This window comes from Chryseobacterium pennipullorum (assembly GCF_003384725.1).
Lineage (GTDB): Bacteria > Bacteroidota > Bacteroidia > Flavobacteriales > Weeksellaceae > Chryseobacterium > Chryseobacterium pennipullorum.
Map to the genome: position 1 here is coordinate 197,283 of NZ_QNVV01000003.1, position 21,911 is coordinate 219,193.

Consider the following 21,911-nt stretch of genomic DNA (forward strand, 5'->3'; position numbering starts at 1 on the left):
TTGAAGGTGAGATGATCCCTATCTTATTTTGTGAAAAAACTGTTGATTTGTTCAATGATTGTATTTTGTTCATTGTCAGATAATTCATAATAGAATGGCAGTCTTAACAGGCAGTCTGTAAAGTGGTCAGAATTGGGAATGTCTATTTCCGGGTTGTTGGCTAAGAAAAAATCACTTTTATTCAGACTCAAATAATGGAAAACAGGATGGATATCCTGAGCTTTCAGGTACTGGATCAGTTGGGTTCTTTCGTCATAGCTTCTGCACACAATATAATACATATGGGCATTATTGGTTGCATAGGAAGGAATATCCGGTAGGGAGACAAATCCCTGCTCCTGTAATGTGGATAAACCTTTCTGATACTTGTACCATATTTCCAGTCTTTTCTTCTGAATGGTTTCAATGTTCTCCAGCTGCGCATATAAAAAGGCAGATATAATTTCGGAAGGGAGGAATGACGAGCCAAGGTCCACCCAGCCGTATTTATTCACTTCACCTCTGAAAAAGGCACTTCTGTTGGTTCCTTTTTCGCGGATCACCTCCGCACGGTCAAAGTATTGAGGATCATTGATGGCCAGCATTCCGCCTTCCCCGGCAATTATATTTTTGGTTTCATGGAAAGAGAAAGCTGCAAAATGTCCTATAGATCCCAGTGCTTTCTTGGTGCCGTCTGAGAACGTGTAATAGCTGTCAATAGCCTGGGCTGCATCTTCAACCACAAAAAGATTGTGTTTCTGTGCCAGCTCCATAATCTTTTCCATATCGCATGCTATTCCTGCATAATGCACCGGAACAATTACTTTGGTTTTCTCCGTAATGTGCTTTTCTATTTCTACAGGATCTATATTTGGATTGTCGTGGCAGGAATCTACAAAAACTATTTTGGCTCCGCGAAGAGCAAAAGCATTGGCTGAGGATACAAAGGTGTAGCTGGGAACGATAACTTCATCACCAGGCTCCACATTGCATAGTATGGCTGCCATTTCCAGAGCATCTGTACATGAAGTGGTCATCAGCACTTTGGGAAAATGATATTTCTGCTCAAAAAAATGCTGACATTTCTTCGTAAATATTCCATCTCCTGAAATTTTCCCGCTTTTTACGGCTTCTTCAATATAGGCAAGCTCTTTACCAATGATGAACGGTTTATTGAATGGAATCATAGTGTTTTGAATTTTGAATCTTTGATGTTTATAAATTTTTTCTCAATGTATCTGTAAGAACCATAACTCACTAAAATAGTAAGGCCTGGAATAAAGATAAATACACCAATATTAAATACAAATATATTATTATAAAATTTTAATAGCTTATAAAAGACTGGGAATATTAAAAACATAATAAACGGATGGTACATATAAATCCCGTAGGATATACCTCCTGAAAATGAAAAATACCGGTTCCTAAAAACGCTTTTATTTAAGGGGTTTATACTTATAATAATGAGTAGAAGGAATACAAAGCCTAAAGTAATATTTTGAATATACAGGGTAAAAACAGGAATAGAAATAAGAACCAATATTAATAGTAATGAGGTCAAATAAATGGCTTTACCTTTTGTATATTCTGTGATTTTATTGGCCTGTACTGAATAAAAATACCCTCCCAACGAACCAATAGCCATAAATTCAAAAGGAATTATACTTACAACAGTACCAATCAATGAACGTGGATATCTAAGATTAATAGCAATGAATATAATTAAAATACATACAAAAGCGGAAATCATTATTCTCCTGTTAAAAAATGAAACAATAATTGGCCATATAATATAAAACTGCTCCTCAACGCCTACGGACCATGATTGTGAAGCTCCTACAATAACTTTTCCTGCCTGTAAAGCAATATTAGGAAGAAAGAGTATGTGGAGAAATACAGACATTATATCATAATTAGAGGTGTCCTTTATTATTTGATAATAAGACGGTGTGATAGAAAAAATGGGAAAGGTAAATGCTAAAAGCGGTATAACAATAAAAGATATAAAAATAATAATATAATACAATGGCCAAATTCTGAAAATCCTTCTTAAATAAAACTTTTTAAGATTAATAGAATTATTTTTTTCTTTTTCGGCTAGTAAGAGATAAGTAATCAGAAACCCGCTAAGCACAAAGAAAAGATATACACCGTTTTTTCCTAAATGCCCTATAAAGTACGCCGTGTATTTTGAATCAAATAAACTACCCATGTGATCACGGTGTTTGAATAGTTCAATATGATGTAGAATTACAGAAAGAGCAGCAATTGCCCTTAATTCGTTTAATCCACCAAAAAAAATGCTTTTCTTTGATCCCATATGAAACTACCGTATAAATCTTACAGGATTCCCAACGTATAGTCCTGGAATATAAATGTCCTTGATGACTACAGCACCTCCTCCCAGCTGTACTTTTTCAGAAATACTGATATTGTCAATGATGGTAGAGTTTATTCCAAGAATACAAGATTCGGAAATCTTTACAAAACCTGCTATCGCTACAGATGGAGAAAGGAAACAATGGTTTCCTATCACAGAATCGTGGGCAATGGAGCAGGAAATATTCATCAGCACATTCTCTCCGATTTCCACATCCTGATCGATCATGCAATTGGGATAGATAACGGTTCCCTGACCAATTTTTGCCGAGGGATCAATAATACTCGTGGAATGAGTAAAGGTATAAAAAGGGATTTTGCTTTTAAAGTCTTCAAATACCTGTTTTTTGAAATCCAGATGCTTGTATCCTATGGCAATGACCAATTCATCAAAATGATCCTGCTGAAAAGAGTCCAGGACGTCCTTTCTGCCACCTAATACCGCAATGTCTTTTACATGATTTCCTCTTTCCTGAAAATCATCAAAAAACCCCACTACTTTATCTTCTGTATCAGAGTGGATGTGATACAAAATCTGTTGCCCAAGATGGCCTGACCCTATGATGGCGATACGTTTCATGTAAAATCAATTTTTTTGTCAGACTGATAAATCAGATATCCTGATCGATCATTACTTGAATGTATATTTTGCAATGATGGATTTGTAATCACTTTCTTTACGATATATTGGTCAAAGCTGTTGTCTTCAAAAAAAGGCAATAGATACTTGGTATTCTCAGATAAGAAATATACTCCTGCATATTTCTTTTGTGTTAATTCAACAGGGAGTTTAAATTGTCCTAATGCGATATCTAAAACCGCCTGCACGTAATCAAATCCTGTAGAAAGCTGGACCAGATCTGACCCTATAAAATCTCCTCCCATCCGACTTCCTATTTCAATGGAGAAGACATCTCCACCAGCAGTAATCATAAGTTCCACATGAGACGCTCCGTTTTCTACTTTTGTAGCTTTAAGTATTGAATAAGTGATATCCACTATTTTATTTTGAATATGTTCAGGAAACGAACTGGGCTGATGATGTGCCAATTCTACAAAATAGGGCTCTGAAGTAATCACTTTGTCCGTAATTGTTAGAATTTTATGTTCACCATTACAACTGATTGTTTCTACACTTACTTCTTTCCCTTTAATATATTCTTCAACTACACATGTTTTAGAAAAAGAATAGTTTACTGCATTTTCAATTGCTGTTTTACACTCTTCAAGAGAATCAGCCTTTATAACACCTAAACTCCCCGATCTGTCAGAAGGTTTTATAATTACAGGGTACGTAAAGTCTTGCACAGCAGCGGGATCAAACTCAACGACAGTAATTGAACGAGGCGATGCAATATTGTTTTCTGTAAAGCATTTTCTCATCAACGATTTATTGGTAGTGAGTAATGAACATTCAATGCTATTTCCGGGTAAATTGAGCTTATTGGCTACATAGGCTATTGTGGGAACGCAGATGTCGGTAGCAATGGTAACAATGCCGTCAATCCCTACTTCTGTACATTTTTCAAGAATAATATCTTTTTCCAGAACAGAAACATCATAAAAATAGTCTGAATATTCTTTACATACTGCTTTACCATCATCCCAGGCAAAACAATGAACTTCTAACCCATTATCTTTTGCTTTTTGCACAAGAGGTATTTGTAAGTAGCTGGCTCCTAATATTGCAATTTTTTTCACTATTTAACTGATATTTAAATTTGAAGAGGTACTTTGTTATAACGTTTCAATTTCCGGAACCTGTATTGAAAATTCCTTATTGTTCCATTCAGCTGTTCCGATGTTATGCCAAGGTTTATTCATTTGCCTTAAAAGGAAGCCTTTTTCCCAATGATGAGGTGTCGTATCGATCTTCTTGACTTTGATAATGAATTTCGCATCCCGTAGATCGACATTATTTTTTGCTGCCCAGAAGGCTGTGAAATCCCGGATCCCGGTTTTCAGGTTTTTCTGATTGATCACATTATCTGTGGTACGGAAAGACCATTTGATCCAGGTTGGTCCATAGAGATACTTTCCTGAAGTACCGTCTTCTTCAATGATTGGCAGCCAGATTTCCTGTTCATTTTTATCGAGATAGGCAAGGGAGATAATATGGTTGTATTCATTGAAGTGATAATCCATAAAAACAGCATGATGGGTAATTCCAAGGTAGGTTTTTGATGGTTTTTCCACCCTGTCAGAGAACCTGCTTATTTTTTTTCCTAAAGCAGTTCTCTCAAAACCACCTTTATTTCCGATGGAGTTGTAAGACACAATAATCTGTAGAAGGATTACTATTCCCAGCCCCAGGCTGATCAGTGAAATTTTAAGGTCACTTAAGGTATAGTTCTGGAGAATTTTAAATTGATCATCATTTACAGGAAGTGCGGGCGGTGTATATCCGCAATTGTCTTCCGTACATCTTTCGGTATTTCTGTTTTTGGCAACAAAAGTATATACTGCTTTTCCAATATGGTAGATCCCGGGAATACGCAATATCCAGCTAAGTGGCTTTAAGTAGGTGATGGCATTAAATACCCTGATGTAGGTATCCAGTCCTTTGTATACTTTGCCATCCTGTACAGAATGAATGTCATCTAAAAGCTCATCCATTGGGATATCTTTCAATAGCGGATTCTGTTCTGCATAATATTGTACTGTTTTAAAGTCTATTCTTTTTGCAATATCAAAATGCTGAATTGTAATCTTTGTACGGTTGCACAAAGGACATTCTCCATCGTAATAGAAAGTAAGCTTTGCAGGTTTTTTACGGACACTGAATAGCTTTTCCCACCAGGAAACAGGAACCATTAAAAGGTAAATGGCACACATTCCCAATCCAAACCATGGAATAGGATAGCAGATCAGGATCCCCAGATGCAGGCCCATTCCAATAATCAATAGAGGAACTCTCCATTTTTTGCGAAAGAACGTGAAAATAAAAACAAGTTCAAAAACAAGCGTAAGATAGCCGAAGAACAACATCAGATATTTCTGATCCAGTATAGTAGGAATCGAAATAAAGTTGGTAAAAGGTATGCTTGTCGGATACCACATCCCTAAGCCCTGAGTCCAGTACGCGGAAGTAAATTTATAAAATATAGAATCGAAATAGACAAATGCTACTCCTATAAACATGGGAATATAATAGCATAAAATACTTACCTTTTTTGGAGGGTCATATTGGAACCGCGTATTGGAGTACTTATACTTCTGGATAAGCCGGTCCAGCGATAGGTTTCTGGAAACGGGTAAAAACAGCATCAAAAAGTTAATTCCCAAGTAAGCATAGAACATATGGTACTCATAGGTATTGATACTTCCTACGAGAATAATGGTCATCAGATAATTAATAATCGTTGCCAGCCTCGTAAAAAGCCCGAATATAATAAAAACCAGGGCCACCATCCATATCTTTATAGGAATGCCAAAATCTATTTCCGCCGGATCAAGAAAAGGTATTTTATCAAAGATCAGATGCCTGAAGTAATTGAACTGGATCACTTCACAAAGCAATACCACCGTGTAGACTATCCTGAATATGGAAAGTCCGAGGCCTGAGATTTTTTTATTATAAAGTTTTTTGATCATTGCTTATTTTAAAATGTTGGCAAAAATTTCCTCAGCATATTCATAAGAAGAGAATTCTTCTACCTGCTGTACAGCATTTTTAGAAAAGGTCTGGTAAGCATCTTTATTGAGCTCAAAGATCTTTTTGATTCCTTCTGCTAATTTTTTACTGTCTTTTAATGGTGCTTTATACCCGTTATAATCATCGATGACCATATTGATTAAAACTCCGGTATCAAAACCTACCACAGGTGTTCCGCAGGCTAAGGCCTCCGAGACCATCATCGGTCCGGAATCTTCAATAGAGGAGTTGACAAAAAGGTCGGCAGCCTGATACAGTAAAGCCAGCAGCCTGTAATCTTTAATATAATCGATTTTCTGCTTGGTAAAGGTAACGCGGTCAAACTCTTCGTTGACGCTATTGGAAACCACCAGCAGAACGATCTTATTTTTTAGTTCCTGAGGTAGTTCCCGGTCCAGTATTTCCAGCGCCTCCATCAGGTACACAAAACCTTTTCTGGGATCTTCCATATTCTGAGCTCCTGTGAGAATATAAAAGCGGTCATCAGACAGCGAAAAGATCCTTTTGGCTATGGATTTATTCCTGTCATTGAGCAATTGGGTATCAATTAAACTGTTGATATTATAAATGGTTTCCTGTTCCCTGTAGATTTTTGATTTCTGAGCCTGTTCCAATGTCAGCCCTGAACCTGCGATAATCTGAAAGTTTGCTTTTTGGGCATTGCTGTATTTTCTGTCGAAATTAATTTTAGCAATTATCTTTTCATCCTCTTTTATAATGGCTGGACATGTTTCATCACAGCCTCTTATATACCCCTCACAACCCCATGAAAAATGACATCCCCCGGTGAAGTGGTTCATATCTACAGTAATATTATATATTTTTGCCTTTGTAGCATTATAGATATTGAGAAGATCTGTGGTGTTGAGAAAATCGATAGTCATCCCTACAAAAATAAAATCAGGAATAAAGCCCACAGCTTTCAATAAGCTTTCTACATGGATATTCTCGCTAAGCTCATCTTTACTGAAAAAAGAATATTTTTTGTCTGTACTGAGTGTCTTTTTTACCTCCTGGGGTTTTGTAAGGCTGAGTTTTGTTTTAGCTTTATTGACGACCTTAGCCAGAAGGCCTGGCTGTATTGCAACAGGAGAAGGGTGGCTGTAGGCCTTAATAAATTCCTCGTTTTTGGTTTTATGTTTTACGCACATGGCTACTTCGTGTCCCATATTTTTCATGATATGAGCCACTTTATACATCGCTTCGTATGCGCCGTTTACATCCCCTGTAGATAAAATTAATACTTTTTTACTCATTTTTATATCCATAAAACCGGAGGCGTGATAATTCCGTTCTCTGTATCTCCGGTAAGGAAATTTTCATGTCCTGTTTCAATGATATTCAGCTGTATTCCGCCTTTTATGATGTCATACAATTCTACCGCAGGGGTGTCGATTGCTACAGAAAGCATATAGGTGTTGGGAATTAATTTTCCACCTTCAATTTTTATGGTAAAATTATTTTCATTTTTCTCTTCAAACACTTTCCTGGTGACGAAGATTACATTTTCAAACTTATCTAAAACGGCAATGTTGACTCTGATACCGCCTTTTACCTCCCGGTTGATAAAGCTGATGTCAAGATTGATATCATCGCTATGGCCGAACTCTGTAGTTTCTACACCATTGTTGTTATACACCTTTACTTTGCGGATCTGGGCTTTTTTGTTGAGGTCTTCAATATATCTGAACTCGCTATTCGGAGAAAGCTCATTGATAATATAATTTTCAAGAACACTGTTGATGTCTCCCCGATGGGCCACCTGTCCGTTTTTCAGCAATATACCAGAGGTACAAAGCTGCTTTACCGCTGCCATATTATGACTCACAAAAAGAATTGTACGGCCTTCTCCTTTGGTGACATCGTTCATCTTACCCAGACATTTTTTCTGAAACTCAGCATCTCCAACCGCCAATACTTCATCTACGATAAGGATTTCAGATTCAAGATGGGCAGCTACAGCAAAGGCGAGACGCACATACATTCCTGACGAATATCTCTTAACAGGTGTATCTATATATCTTTCAACCCCGGAAAAAGCAACAATTTCATCAAATTTGCGTTTAATCTCCTTACGGGTCATTCCTAAAATGGCCCCATTCAGAAAGACATTCTCCCTGCCTGTCATCTCCGGGTGAAAACCGGTTCCTACTTCCAATAGAGAAGCAATCCTTCCGTTGGTATATATTTTCCCGGTAGTAGGTTTGGTTACCTTACTCAGTAATTTTAGCAAAGTAGACTTTCCTGCCCCGTTTCTGCCGATAATTCCTACCGCATCTCCCTGTTCTATTTCAAAATTAATGTCACGCAGAGACCATACATATTCAGAATCCCCTTTTGTTGATCTGTCATTAGCTTCTCCGATCTTCAGATAAGGATCTTCTTTTCCTCTCACTTTATACCAGAACCGGTTCAGGTCATGAGAAAGCGTTCCCGTTCCCACTTGTCCTAGGCGATATTGTTTAGATATATTTTCTGCTTTTAAAGCCAGCATATTTTTTCAATTTATATTTTTAAATAAGGGAATTACTAAACCGTGTCCATAAAGGTTTTCTCAACCTTATTGAAGATCACAATTCCTACAGCCATGATGATGAGGATGCTGATTGTACTTGCACCAAGCATCACAGGAGAGAAATTACCCACACCCAACCATGCATATTTAAAGCATTCGAAAATACCCGTTAAAGGATTATATAACGCAATATCTTTGAAAACACCCCTCAATGAAGAAGTAGGATAAATAACCGGAGTAGTATACATATATAAGCTTACCCCAAATCCTAAAAGCATATTGAGATCCTTATACTTTGTCGTAAGTGCAGAAAATATCATGCCTAGTCCGAGAGAGAAAAAGGCCATCAGCAGAATCAGAAAAGGAGTGGCAAGAATCCATAAATTGGGTTGAACTTTCCCCTGGCTCAGGTAATATCCCCATACGAGAAGAAACAGCAGAAACTGAACTCCCAATCGCATAAGATTGGATATAACGATCGAAATAGGGGTAACCAGTCGTGGAAAATATACCTTCCCAAATATTCCCGCATTTCCGGAAAATGTAGAGGAGGTGGCCAGCAGTGAAGTGGAAAAATAATTCCACAGCGTAACGCCGGCGAGGTAGAAAAGTAGTGGTGGGGCTCCGTCTGTAGGCAATTTAGCAATCCTTCCGAAAATAATCAGATAAACGATCGTTGTCAGAATAGGATTGATAAAGAACCAGACCGGTCCCAAAATCGTCTGCTTAAAACTGGATACGAAATCTCTCTTGACAAACATATAGACAAGATCTTTGTATTTCCAGACTTCTTTTAGCTTCAAGTCAAATAGCGAATGATCAGCATCAATCGTCTCTGTCCACTTTTGCTGTGGTTCATTCATTTGTGTAAGTTTTTGCAAATTTATAATAATTAATTCTTACCATTTTTTTATGTCTGTGAATTATTATTCACGTAAAAACAAAAAGCAACAACTAATATATTGATATTTGCTGTTATAAGCAAAAACTATTGGCCATAAAGCCAATAGTGTATGAATTTTATAAAATGTGTTGTTATTTGCTGACGAGTTGTTTCAGGTATTCCCCATAACCACTTTTCCCGTACTTTACAGCAGTTTCCAGCAGTTTTTCTTCGTTGATGAATTTATTTCTGAAAGCAATTTCTTCAATACATCCGATTTTAAAACCTTGTCTTTTTTCGATGACACTCACGAATTCTGAAGCATCATGAAGAGAGTCAAAAGTACCGGTATCCAGCCAGGCTGTACCTCTGTCTAATACTCCCACTTCAAGTTTTCCGTTTTGCAGGTAGACGTTATTAATGTCTGTGATCTCAAGTTCTCCTCTTGCAGAAGGCTGGATGTTTTTGGCGATCTCCACTACATCATTGTCATAAAAGTACAGTCCGGGAACGGCATAATTTGACTTGGGTTTCAAAGGTTTTTCTTCAATAGAAACAGCTTTCAAGTTGTTGTCAAACTCTACAACGCCGTATCTCTCAGGATCTGCAACATGATAAGCAAAAACAACCCCGCCATCAGGATTGGTCTTGTTTTTCAGAAGCGTTCCCATTTCCGATCCGTAAAAAATATTGTCTCCCAAAACAAGAGCTGCTGAATCATCTCCGATGAACTGGTCGCCAAGGATAAAAGCCTGGGCTAATCCGTCAGGGCTTGGCTGTACAATATATTCGATGTTGCAGCCAATCTGCGAGCCATCTCCCAAAAGTTTGATGAATCCTGCCTGGTCATGGGGTGTTGTAATAATCAAAATATCCTTGATTCCCGCCAAAAGTAGCGTAGAAAGCGGATAGTAGATCATGGGTTTGTCATAAACAGGCATCAGCTGTTTACTCACTGCAATGGTAAGAGGGTAAAGTCTTGTTCCGGATCCTCCGGCTAATATTATTCCTTTCATCTTTTTTTATTTTTTTATGTTTTCGATGGCATAATCGATCTGGTTTTTAATATTCAGATCAATAGAAGGTGTGATCAGAAATACAGAATTGTCACGGGATAATGTACTTCCTATACCTTTATGAAACTGGATCAGTTCTTTTAAGTTTTTTTCTGAAATAAAAGAAAGCGAGCTGTGTAATGATGGTTTAAAATCATCAAAATCAAAACGATTGATGATGGTACGTGCCTGTTCTTTGGTGAGTAATTCCTTAGGAGGATCTACGTTGTAATCAAACATTTTCAGCTCAAGATACTCTTTGGCATAATTAATCAATGCTTCTTTATATCGGGAAACTTCTAAAAACTCATCAATCAATTGTTTTTGAGAGGAATTAGCCACTGCAGGAGGCGGAGGGAATGCCTGTGCCTGGGTAAAAGAAGCTGCCGCTATAAAAAGCATTAGAAAAATTGGCTTTATCATTCTAATGGTACTGTTTGTTGTAGTATTTCTGATAATCTCCGCTGGTTACGTTTTCAAGCCATTCTTTGTTTTCAAGATACCAATCTATGGTCTTTCCTAATCCTTCTTCAAAAGTTACTGAAGGTTTCCAGCCTAACTCCTTATTAAGCTTGGTGGCATCTATGGCGTAACGTTTGTCGTGCCCCGGTCTGTCTTTCACAAAAGTAATAAGCTTGTCAGAGTAACCTTCCGGTTTCCCCAGCTTAGCATCCATTTGTTTGATAAGCTCTTTTACCAGATCAATATTCTGCCACTCGTTGAAACCTCCGATATTGTATGTTTCTCCGGTTTTAGCTTCGTTAAAAATCTGGTGGATTCCTTTAGCATGGTCAATGACAAATAACCAGTCTCTGGTATATTTTCCATCTCCATAAATGGGTAAGGGTCTTTCGTTGATAATATTTGAAATACACAACGGGATCAGCTTTTCAGGAAAGTGGTTGGGTCCGTAGTTATTGGAACAGTTGGATACGATAAATGGCATTCCATAGGTATTTCCATATGCTCTTACCAAGTGGTCAGAAGCAGCTTTTGACGCAGAATATGGCGATTGCGGATCATATGATGTTGTTTCCAGGAAAAACCCTGTTTCACCGAGACTTCCATAAACCTCGTCCGTGGAAACATGATAGAACAGATTGGTTCTTTTTTCATCCGGAAATCTTCCGTGGGTATGATCTGGATTTAATGTCCAGAACTCCTTGCAGAGGTTAAGAAGGTTGGCCGTTCCGTTTACATTGGTGTTGATGAATGCCATTGGATCTGTAATGCTTCGATCTACATGACTTTCGGCAGCTAAATGCACAACGGCGTCCGGATTGTATTTTTCAAAAACCTTTCTCAGTTCTTCAGGTTTCGTAATGTCTGCCTTTTCGAAAACATAATTGGGCTCATTTTCAATATCCTTTAAGTTCTCAAGGTTTCCGGCATAGGTGAGCGCATCAAGATTGATGATCATTGCTTCCGGATTGTTTTTCACAAATTCTCTTACAACATGGGATCCAATAAATCCCGCTCCTCCTGTAATAATTATATTTTTCATTATTTTGAAATGGTTTTTCTGCCTATACTTTTATAATAGAATCCGTTTTGTTCAGGAACTTCCAGCGGATACATGTTTCTTCCGTCAAAAATAACTTTATTTTTCATTTTTTTAGCCATCAGCTCAAAATTAGGGTTTTTGAATTCCGGCCATTCAGTAGCGATAAATAAAGCGTCCACATCTTCTAAAGCATCATACATGCCTTTGGCATATTGTATCTGGTCACCAAGAAGCTTTTGGACATTGCTTTCTGCAATTGAATCATAGGCTATAATTTCTGCACCTTTCTGTAATAATAATGCAATATTGTCCAGTGATGAAGCTTCTCTGATGTCATCTGTATTGGCTTTAAAAGCAAGTCCCCACATTGCAATCTTTTTGCCTGTGATATTTCCGCCAAAATATTTTTCTATTTCTGAAACAAGAATCACTTTCTGGTTGGTGTTTACGTTTTCAGTAGCTTCCAGGATCTGGAAATTGAAGTTCTCCTGTTTTCCTGATTTTATCAGGGCTTTTACGTCTTTCGGAAAGCAGCTTCCGCCGTATCCTATCCCGGGAAAAAGGAACCGGTGTCCGATTCTGTCGTCGCTTCCCATTCCCAGTCTTACCTTGTCTACATCTGCTCCTACTTTTTCGCAGTAGTTGGCAATCTCATTCATAAAAGTAATTTTTACCGCCAGGAATGAGTTGGAGGCATATTTTGTAAGCTCAGATGATTTTTCATCCATGAAAATAATCGGAATTCCGGTATTGGTAAATGGCTGGTAGATTTTAGACATTATATCTTTTGCCCGTTCAGAACTTGCTCCGACCACAACCCGTGAAGGATTCATTGAATCTTCTACGGCAAATCCTTCTCTTAAAAATTCAGGATTGGAAACTACATCAAAGGGGATATCTGTTTTAGAAGAAATAGCTTCCCTTACTCTGTCGGCAGTGCCTACAGGGACAGTGCTTTTGTTCACAATGACTTTATATTCTGTCATCATTTCACCGATATCGTTAGCTACCTTCAATACATAAGACAGGTCTGCAGACCCGTCTTCGCCCGGAGGGGTAGGGAGTGCAAGATAAATAACCTCGCTTTTGTCTAGGGCTTCTTTTAAATGAGTTGTGAAAAATAATCTTTCAGACTGAATGTTTCTAAGAAACATTTCTTCAAGATTCGGCTCATAGATGGGAACTACGCCGTTTTTCATACCTTCTACTTTCTTTTCATCAATATCAACACAGTATACTGAATTGCCAAGCTCTGCAAGGGTAGTTCCTGTCACCAGTCCCACATAACCTGTTCCTACAATTGTTATATTCAAAATGTTTGGTTTTTAAATTCAGAGACAAAAATAATAAAAATCCCTTCATATGCCTGTTTAATTTATTGTAAATGAAATCTTCGCTATTTGCTTGATACTAAGATAATTTTGCAACTTTAGAAAAAATGCGTATATTTGCATTGGATTTACGGAAAAAATGGGAAGGCTTCGGAAGAAAGCCTTTTTTCGTACTGTAAATCAAGATACAACATATGGAGTTTAGAAAAAGAATTGAAGAATTATTAAATGAATTCCTTGAGACCAGAAAAGATCTGTTTCTTATTGATCTGAAAATTTCTGCAGGGGATGATGTTACAGTGATTTTAGATGGTGATAATGGAGTTACACTGCAGGACTGCCTTGATGCAAGCCGTGCAATAGAATTCAATATGGATCGTGAAGAGCATGACTTCAGCCTTCAGGTAATGTCTGCAGGACTGAGCGAGCCATTGGTTACACCAAGACAGTTCGGTAAAAACATAGGAAGAGAGATTGAGGTAATGCTGCAGGATTCTTCTGAAATTGAAGGCGAATTGTCAAAAGTAGACGATGAAAAGATCACACTTGTTCTGCGTTACCGTAAGCCAAAAGATATTGGGAAAGGTAAAGTGGATGTGGAAGAGGAGAAAGAAATTGCGTACTCTGAGATCAAAAAAGCATTAGTAGTAATTAAATTTTAAAAAGAAAAAAGAATAGATGGATAATATAGCGTTGATTGAATCCTTTGGTGATTTTAAAGACGAAAAAGGGATCAGTAAGATTGATCTTATGGCAATTATTGAAGATTCACTGAAGACCCTTTTGAGAAAAAGATTTGATTCAGATGATCATTTTGATGTGATTGTAAACCCGGATAAAGGAGATTTTCAGATATTTTTAAATAAAACAATTGTAGAGGACGAAATGTCTGAGGATGATGATTTGGAAATTGAAATTTCTGAAGCAAAGAAGATTGATCCTACCTTCGAAGTAGGTGAGGACTTTACAATGGAAATTCCTGTTGCACAGTTGGGAAGAAGAAATATTCTTACCCTTAAGCAGATTCTGGCTACCAAACTTCAGGAGCACAATAATGCAATGCTGTACGAGCAGTTCAGAGATAAAATTGGGGAAATCGTTGTTGGGGAAATCCACCATATCCGTCACAAGCACGTGATTTTGCTGGATGATGAAGAGAATGAATTTATTTTGCCAAAAGAAAATCAGATCCCATCCGATTTCTTTAAAAAGGGTGAGAATATCAGAGCTATTGTTGAGACAGTAGATTTTAAAGGTTCAAAACCGCAGATTATTATTTCCAGAACTGCACCAAAATTCCTTGAGAAATTATTGGAGCTGGAAATTCCTGAGATCCAAGATGGAACGATCATGCTGAAAAAAGTAGTGAGAATTCCTGGTGAAAAGGCGAAGATTGCAGTAGATGCTTATGATGACAGAATCGATCCGGTAGGAGCGTGTGTTGGGGTAAAGGGATCCAGAATTCATGGCGTTGTAAGAGAATTGAGAAATGAGAACATCGATGTTATTCAGTGGTCTAAAAACCCTGAAATTTTGGTGAAGAGAGCTTTAGGAAATGTTACCATCAATAAAATTGACATCAATGAGGAACAAAACTATGCATTAGTATATACTCCTGTTGAAGAGATTTCTAAAGTTATTGGAAAGCAAGGACAGAATATCAGACTGGCTTCGTGGTTGTCTGGATATGAAATTGATGTATACAGAGAGTCCAGCGAGGATGACGATGTTGAATTGAGAGAATTTAATGACGATATCGAGCAGTGGATTTTGGATGAGTTTAAAAAAGTAGGACTTACGACTGCAAAATCAGTATTGGATAAAGAAACTGAGAGTCTTTTAAATATGGTAGACCTTGAAGAAGAAACAATCGAAGAGGTGAAGCGTATTCTGAGAGAAGAATTTGAAGATTAAGATTTAAATAAATTTTAATAAACAGTAAAAAGGAAATACTTTAATTTTAAAAATTAAAAAACAGTAAATAATATAGATGCCAAAAATTAGATTAAATAAAGCGGTTAAGGAATTCAACATTTCGATGTCCAGATTAGTAGAGTTTTTACAGTCAAGGGGATTCGAGGTTGAAAGCAATCCTAACGCTCAATTGGAAGAAGCGGCATATTCTGCATTGGAGGCTGAGTTTGCTAAAGACGGCGAACAAAGAAAGGCTTCCCATGAGGTGGTGATTACTAAAGTTCCGGAAGAAAAACTGGAAATTGAAGAAAAGAAAACCCCTGAAGTGATAAGAGCTAAAGCAAATAAACCAGAAACTAAAATTTTAGGTAAAATAGATCTAGAACCTAAGAAGCCTGAAGCAGAAGAAGCTCCTGAAGCTCCTGTGGCTCCTGTTGCGACCCCGGTTGAAGAAAAGAAAGAAGAAATCGTGAAAGAAGAACAACCGGAAGTAAAAGCAGCTCCTGAAAAGCAGGAATTTAAAGTTTTGGATAAAATTGATTTGTCTCAAATAGAATCTAGAAACAGACCTGTTAAAAAAGACAAGCCAAAAATGGAGGAGAAAAAAGAAGAAGAAAAACCTGTAGAACCCGTAAAAGAAACTCCAAAGCCTGCTGTTGTAGAGGAGAAGAAAGTGGAAGCTCCAAAAGCAGATGCTGAACCGGAATCTCAGGAACCTCAGAAAATAGAGACTGTATATCAAAAACTCGATGGTCCTAAGATTGTCGGCGAGAAGATAGACCTTACTCAGTTTGCACCGAAACCAGGTGCCGGGGCAAAAAAGAAAAGAAAGAGAATTGAAAAACCTGGTGGGCAGAATAATCAGCAAGGCCAGGGGAATAATCAAAACTCAGGAAATAATAACCAGGGTGGCCAGGGCCAAGGAAACCGTCAGAACAATAACGGTGGACAAGGAGGAAACCGCCAGGGACAAGGAGGTCAGGGGAACCGTCCTCAAGGTCAGGGTGGCCAGGGTGGAAACCGTTTCGGAAACAACCAAGGTGGAAACCGTCCGGGAGGCCAAGGTGGTGGATTCAAGAAAGGTGGTCAGAACAACAGACCTGGTCAGAGAGTGATGCCGGTTGAATTAACTGACGAGCAAGTTAAAAACCAGATTAAAGAAACTTTAGAAAAGCTTACCAACAAAGGAGGTAAATCTAAATCTGCAAAACACAGAAAAGACAAGAGAACTTTCCGTAGAGAGCAGGATGAGCGTCAGCAGGAGCTTGAAGCACAGGATAGAACCCTGAAAGTAACTGAGTTTATTACAGTAGGTGAATTAGCAAGCTTAATGAATGTTTCACCAACTGAAGTAATCTCTGCTTGTTTCTCACTGGGTGTAATGGTGACCATGAACCAGAGACTTGAAGCGGATACCCTATTACTGGTAGCTGATGAATTCGGTTATAAAATTGAATTCTCCGATGCTGATCTGGAAGAAAACGATACTGAAGATGAAATCGACAACGAAGAAGATCTTGTATCAAGAGCTCCGATTGTAACTGTAATGGGACACGTAGACCACGGTAAGACTTCATTACTTGACTACATAAGAAAAACAAATGTTATTGCCGGTGAATCAGGAGGAATCACACAGCACATTGGTGCTTATAATGTGAAACTTGAAAACGGGCAAAGAATTACATTCCTGGATACACCGGGTCACGAAGCGTTTACCGCGATGAGAGCCAGAGGTGCTCAGATCACAGATATTGCCATTATCGTGATTGCTGCCGATGATGATGTAATGCCACAAACGAGAGAAGCAATTTCTCACGCGCAGGCTGCAGGAGTTCCAATGATCATTGCATTAAACAAAGTGGACAGACCAAGCGCTAATCCTGATAATATCCGTCAGCAACTTTCCGGGATGAATATTCTGGTAGAAGAGTGGGGTGGAAATGTACAGGCGCAGGAAATTTCTGCTAAGTTTGGTAACAATATGGATGTTCTATTGGAGAAAGTATTGCTTCAGGCAGAAATGCTTGACCTTAAAGCTAATCCGGACAGGACTGCTCACGGTGTTGTTATCGAAGCTTCACTTGACAAAGGAAGAGGATATGTTGCCACAATGCTGGTACAGACCGGTACTTTAAGAGTGGGAGACTATGTAGTTGCCGGTAAAAACCACGGTAAGGTAAAAGCGATGCTGGATGAAAGAGGTAGAAACCTTAAAGAAGCCGGTCCGTCAATTCCTGTTACAATTTTAGGATTGGATGGAGCTCCTACTGCCGGAGATAAATTTAAAGTATACGCTGACGAGAGTGAAGCTAAAACGATTGCTAATAAGAGAGAGCAGCTTCAGAGAGAACTATCGATCAGAACGAAGAAGCACACTACGCTTGAAGAACTTGGAAGAAGAATTGCTTTAGGTGAGTTCAAGGAATTGAATATTATCTTAAAAGGTGACGTGGATGGTTCCGTTGAAGCATTATCAGATCAGTTGCAAAGATTATCAACTGAGGAAATCAGCGTCAATATCTTACACAAAGGGGTGGGTCAGATTACAGAATCTGATGTTAACCTTGCTACTGCATCTGATGCTATTATCATCGGGTTTAATGTGAGAGCTGGTGGCAATGCCAAAGAGCTGGCAGATAAAGAGGAAATTGAGATCAGAACATATTCTGTGATCTATGCTGCTATCGATGAAGTAAAAGAAGCAATGGAGGGTATGCTTTCTCCAGAAATCAAAGAACAGGTAATTGGTAATGTTGAAATCAGAGAGGTATTCAAAATCTCTAAGGTGGGTACTATTGCTGGATGTATGGTTCTTACCGGGAAAGTAACAAGAAACTCCAAAGTAAGGGTGTTGAGAGACGGCATCGTTAAATTTGACGGAGAGCTTGAGAGCTTGAAGCGTTTCAAAGATGACGTAAAAGAGGTTACAAAGGGCTATGAATGTGGTCTGAACCTTAAAGGATACAACGATATTGAAGTCGGAGATATTCTTGAAGTCTACGAAGAAGTGGCGGTGAAGAAAAAGCTGAAATAATAATCAGATAAATAGTAAATAAAAAGCATCCTCGTAAGAGGGTGCTTTTTTTGTGCTGGCCGTCGCGATCTGGATTGATGACGACATTTTAACTGCTTATTTTTAATATGTTAATTTTTTTCACAATATAAGGAAATGTAAAAGGCAGACTTATTGAGATGCTCTATTCTGTAGTTTTTTCTAAAATGCTTTAAATGAACGGGTTTGTGATAAGGTCGCAAATGAGTTTACGGCTCTGGTGTAAATCTTCTTTTTATGTTGTTTTGTAGGTTTATTGTGTTAAAATTATGAATCATACAGTCGGATTTGACTTTATTGTATCATTAATATGGGTTTAAAAGCTAATTTTATTCGATATTTTAGTTTAGAATCATTATAAATAAAAAAATATCAATTTATAAATTTGTTATCAAAAGTGTACAATATTGATTTGGATTTAAATTTTAAGTATTTTTTTGAGGTTTAAATTGTGAAATATTTATAATTTGCATTGTTTTGTACGGTTGTTGTTAAAAATATACAGTCTAAACTGAGTTAAAAATTTGCTAGTGTTAATATTTATTAACATATTTGTCGCTAAAATATATTAAAATTTGTTAATATGAATGTTAAACTACGTGTACTAAGTGCTGGAGCATTGTTCTTTCTAGGGCAGGCTGCTTACGCACAGCAAAAGCCTAAAGATACAACAGCTGGAGAAACAGCGATTGAGGAAGTTGTTGTGATAGGTTATAGCCAGGTTCCAAAAGAAAGCTATGTTGGAACAGCATCTAAAGTTGATGCTAAGTCAATTGATTCGAAAAACGTATCTACTGTGAGCCAGGCGCTTGCAGGAGAGGCTGCAGGGGTAAGAGTAATCAATACTTCTGGACAGCCGGGAACAGATGCAACGATCCGTATCAGAGGTTTTGGTTCAATGAGTGGAAACAGAAGCCCATTGTACGTACTAGATGGTATGCCTTTTACAGGGAACGTAAGTTCAATCAACCCTGAGGATATCGAGAATATGGTAATCCTTAAAGATGCTACCGCTACATCTATTTATGGTGCAAGAGGTGCGAATGGGGTTGTTGTTATCAATACTAAAAAAGGTAGATCTAATAAATCTGTAATCCAGTTGGAATCAAAAGTTGGTTTCAACATGTCATTACTTCCAAGATATTCAAGAATTAGTTCTCCTGAAGAATATCTGGGGTTAAGCTGGCAGGCTTTGAGAAATCAGGGTAGACTTGCTGGAAATGCTAATCCAGATGCATATGCTAATACAAGACTTTTCAGTACTGCAGGGATCAGCCCGGATTATAACATCTGGGGTACACCGGCAGCCAACCTGATCGATCCTGCTACAGGTCAGATTAGACCTGGAATAGGTAGAATATACGATCCGGAAAACTGGGAAGATTATGCATTCCAGACTTCTGCGAGGACAGAAAACAACTTATCCATCAGTGGAGGTAGCGGTAAAACAACATATTATACAAACATTGGTTACCTAAGTGATAAAGGATATTCTATCAATTCAAACTTCGAAAGATATAACGGTAGATTAAACTTAACACACCAGGCAAGACCTTGGTTAAAAGGAGAATTTAATTTAGGATATGCTTACTCAAAAGCAAAAAGAAACGGTCAGACAAGTGATTCAGGAAGTATCTTCTGGTTCGTAGATAATATCCCTTCTATTTATCCTTTATTTTCACGTGATGCTGCAGGAAACAGAATTGCAGATCCATATTTTGGCGGTTACCAGTTTGATTATGGTTTAGGAGATTATGGTAGAGGATTTGGAGGTCTTACCAATGCAATTGGTGATGCAACCAACAATATCAATAACTTCTACAAGCACGAGATCAATGCCAACATGTTCTTGAAAGCGGATATTACAAAAGATTTAAGCTTTGAAACAAGAGTTGGTGGTCAGTACTATAACAACAGTAATGACCAGGTAGACAACCCGTACTATGGGAATGCTGCCAGTCAGAACGGATATATCTACAAAACTAAAACTGAATTGATGGCTTATAACTGGCTACAGTTATTAAGATATCAGAAAAGATTTGGTGACCATAATATTATGGCTTTTGCTGCCCATGAAAGTAACAGCTGGGAACAAAAGTTTCTTTCTGCAGGAAGACCAACTATTATTGACATGATTCCTGAATTGAATCAGGGGGTAGGAGAGTCATTAGCAAACTCTTATATATACAACTATACGCTTGAGTCTTATTTCGGTCAGTTAACGTATGATTTCAAAGGGAAATACTTCTTCAATGGAACAATCAGAAGAGACGGTACTTCTAGATTCCTGAACAGCAAGTGGGATACCTTCATGTCTGCAGGTATTGGCTGGTTAGTTACGAAAGAAGACTTCCTTAATGATAACAAGATCGTCAAGCATTTAAAATTAAAAGCAAGTTATGGTACGGTAGGAGACCAGGCAATTGTAGGAAGTGCTGCTGCTTCAGCTCAGAATGGAGGATACTATCCAGGGTATAATGTTTATAATCCAGGAAACTTCATGGGACTTCCAGGTGCCACTTATGACAGAGACGGTTATCCTAACTTAACTTGGGAAAAATCAAACATCTTCCAGGGAGGAGTAGAAATAGGATTATTCAAAAACAGAGCATTAGAGCTTGAAGTAGATTACTACCACAGAACAACGAATGACCTGATCTTTGATAACAGACTTGCTCCATCTACAGGTAATGGAATTCTTAAAGTAAACGATGGTAAACTTGTAAATCAAGGGGTTGAATTTACATTAAAAGCACATATCATCAATAAGGATAATATGTTCCTTGATTTCGGATTAAATGGAGAAATCTTGCGTAACAAACTTACTCAGATGCCATTAGACCAATCTACAGGAGCTGCTAAAATCATTGACTTATCTGAAGCTGGCTTTGGTAGAGCTGAAGGAAGATCATTATATGATTATTATATGAGAGAGTACGCAGGAGTAAATGCTGCTACCGGTGCTGCTCAATGGACTGTTCACTATGTAGATACCAACGGAAACGGAAGCTTCGATGCAGGTGAGCAAATCACATCATTGTATGAATTCCAGAAGCTGAATCCTAACGCAGATATCAGAACAGGGGTAACTACTGTATATTCTCAGGCTACTCAGAAATTCTTAGATAAGTCTGCTATTCCTTCTATCAGAGGTGCATTCAACTTGGATTTCGGATATAAGCAATTTACGTTAGGCGTACAATTCCTATACAGTCTTGGTGGATATGCGTATGACGGGCTTTACGCTGGATTAATGGGGAATGGTGTAGTAGGTAACAATAACTGGCATACTGATATCAGACAAAGATGGCAGAACCCAGGTGACGTTACGGATGTTCCAAGAATGTCATCCAACGCAGCCATTGATGTTAACCAGAATGCTAGATCAAGCAGATTCTTAGTAAAGTCTGACTATTTGGCACTTAACAATATCCGTTTAGGATATAACCTCCCACAAGACTTTGTAAAAGCAATCGGTCTTACAGGATTTAACTTATTCGTAAGTGGAGATAACTTATGGATTGCAACAAAAAGAAAAGGATTTAATCCAAGTGTTTCTGAAACAGGATCGAGTAGTACTTACTCGTATGCACCGCTTTCAACTATAACTTTTGGAGCAAAAATTAACTTCTAACAATTAA

The 21,911-nt window shown here is 38.0% G+C and carries 16 protein-coding genes; 4 read left to right on the top strand and 12 right to left on the bottom strand.

Annotated elements, in window-relative coordinates:
* Positions 1-23 precede the first annotated feature (23 nt).
* The 12 genes from rffA to DRF67_RS05395 all read right to left on the bottom strand — a co-directional run bounded on the left by rffA (position 24) and on the right by DRF67_RS05395 (position 13,286).
* The gene (gene rffA / locus DRF67_RS05340) at positions 24-1,166 is read right to left on the bottom strand and encodes a dTDP-4-amino-4,6-dideoxygalactose transaminase (protein ID WP_115927302.1); all 1,143 of its coding nucleotides are present in this window, start codon (positions 1,164-1,166) and stop codon (positions 24-26) included.
* Positions 1,163-2,302 carry an acyltransferase family protein gene (locus DRF67_RS05345; protein WP_115927303.1) on the bottom strand — a complete coding sequence of 380 codons (1,140 nt, stop codon included), beginning with the start codon at positions 2,300-2,302 and terminating at the stop codon, positions 1,163-1,165. Before DRF67_RS05345 ends, rffA begins: the two co-directional genes overlap by 4 nt.
* Before the next feature lie 6 nt (positions 2,303-2,308).
* Positions 2,309-2,941 carry an acetyltransferase gene (locus tag DRF67_RS05350; protein ID WP_115927304.1) on the bottom strand — a complete coding sequence of 211 codons (633 nt, stop codon included), beginning with the start codon at positions 2,939-2,941 and terminating at the stop codon, positions 2,309-2,311.
* Positions 2,938-4,062, bottom strand: coding sequence for an ATP-grasp domain-containing protein (locus DRF67_RS05355; protein WP_228435739.1), 1,125 nt, complete (start codon positions 4,060-4,062; stop codon positions 2,938-2,940). The genes DRF67_RS05350 and DRF67_RS05355 overlap by 4 nt, the downstream gene beginning before the upstream one ends.
* Positions 4,063-4,098: 36 nt before the next feature.
* The gene (locus DRF67_RS05360) at positions 4,099-5,955 is read right to left on the bottom strand and encodes a DCC1-like thiol-disulfide oxidoreductase family protein (RefSeq protein WP_115927306.1); all 1,857 of its coding nucleotides are present in this window, start codon (positions 5,953-5,955) and stop codon (positions 4,099-4,101) included.
* A 3-nt stretch (positions 5,956-5,958) separates the two neighbouring features.
* Positions 5,959-7,272 (bottom strand): glycosyltransferase, encoded by a 1,314-nt coding sequence (locus tag DRF67_RS05365; RefSeq protein ID WP_165851748.1) that lies wholly within the window; start codon positions 7,270-7,272, stop codon positions 5,959-5,961.
* A gap of 2 nt (positions 7,273-7,274) precedes the next feature.
* Complete coding sequence (locus tag DRF67_RS05370; protein ID WP_115927308.1) at positions 7,275-8,510, bottom strand: ABC transporter ATP-binding protein; 1,236 nt, start codon at positions 8,508-8,510, stop codon at positions 7,275-7,277.
* A 35-nt stretch (positions 8,511-8,545) separates the two neighbouring features.
* A complete protein-coding gene (locus tag DRF67_RS05375; protein WP_115927309.1) occupies positions 8,546-9,394 on the bottom strand; it encodes an ABC transporter permease in 849 nt (282 codons plus the stop codon).
* A gap of 172 nt (positions 9,395-9,566) precedes the next feature.
* Complete coding sequence (rfbA, locus tag DRF67_RS05380; RefSeq protein ID WP_115927310.1) at positions 9,567-10,430, bottom strand: glucose-1-phosphate thymidylyltransferase RfbA; 864 nt, start codon at positions 10,428-10,430, stop codon at positions 9,567-9,569.
* Between the two features lie 6 nt (positions 10,431-10,436).
* Complete coding sequence (locus DRF67_RS05385) at positions 10,437-10,892, bottom strand: hypothetical protein (protein WP_228435740.1); 456 nt, start codon at positions 10,890-10,892, stop codon at positions 10,437-10,439.
* Between the two features lies 1 nt (position 10,893).
* Positions 10,894-11,973 (bottom strand): dTDP-glucose 4,6-dehydratase, encoded by a 1,080-nt coding sequence (rfbB, locus tag DRF67_RS05390; RefSeq protein ID WP_115927311.1) that lies wholly within the window; start codon positions 11,971-11,973, stop codon positions 10,894-10,896.
* Positions 11,973-13,286, bottom strand: coding sequence for a UDP-glucose dehydrogenase family protein (locus DRF67_RS05395; protein ID WP_115927312.1), 1,314 nt, complete (start codon positions 13,284-13,286; stop codon positions 11,973-11,975). The genes rfbB and DRF67_RS05395 overlap by 1 nt, the downstream gene beginning before the upstream one ends.
* Before the next feature lie 212 nt (positions 13,287-13,498).
* Here DRF67_RS05395 and rimP point away from each other — a divergent pair, with 212 nt between their 5' ends.
* From rimP to DRF67_RS05415, 4 genes are all read left to right on the top strand, one after another.
* Positions 13,499-13,966: a ribosome assembly cofactor RimP gene (gene rimP, locus DRF67_RS05400; protein ID WP_115927313.1), complete on the top strand. Its 468-nt coding sequence runs from the start codon at positions 13,499-13,501 to the stop codon at positions 13,964-13,966.
* A gap of 16 nt (positions 13,967-13,982) precedes the next feature.
* The gene (nusA, locus tag DRF67_RS05405) at positions 13,983-15,218 is read left to right on the top strand and encodes a transcription termination factor NusA (protein ID WP_115927314.1); all 1,236 of its coding nucleotides are present in this window, start codon (positions 13,983-13,985) and stop codon (positions 15,216-15,218) included.
* Between the two features lie 76 nt (positions 15,219-15,294).
* Complete coding sequence (gene infB / locus DRF67_RS05410) at positions 15,295-18,252, top strand: translation initiation factor IF-2 (protein WP_115927315.1); 2,958 nt, start codon at positions 15,295-15,297, stop codon at positions 18,250-18,252.
* A gap of 601 nt (positions 18,253-18,853) precedes the next feature.
* Complete coding sequence (locus DRF67_RS05415; protein ID WP_115927316.1) at positions 18,854-21,904, top strand: SusC/RagA family TonB-linked outer membrane protein; 3,051 nt, start codon at positions 18,854-18,856, stop codon at positions 21,902-21,904.
* Positions 21,905-21,911: the final 7 nt, after the last annotated feature.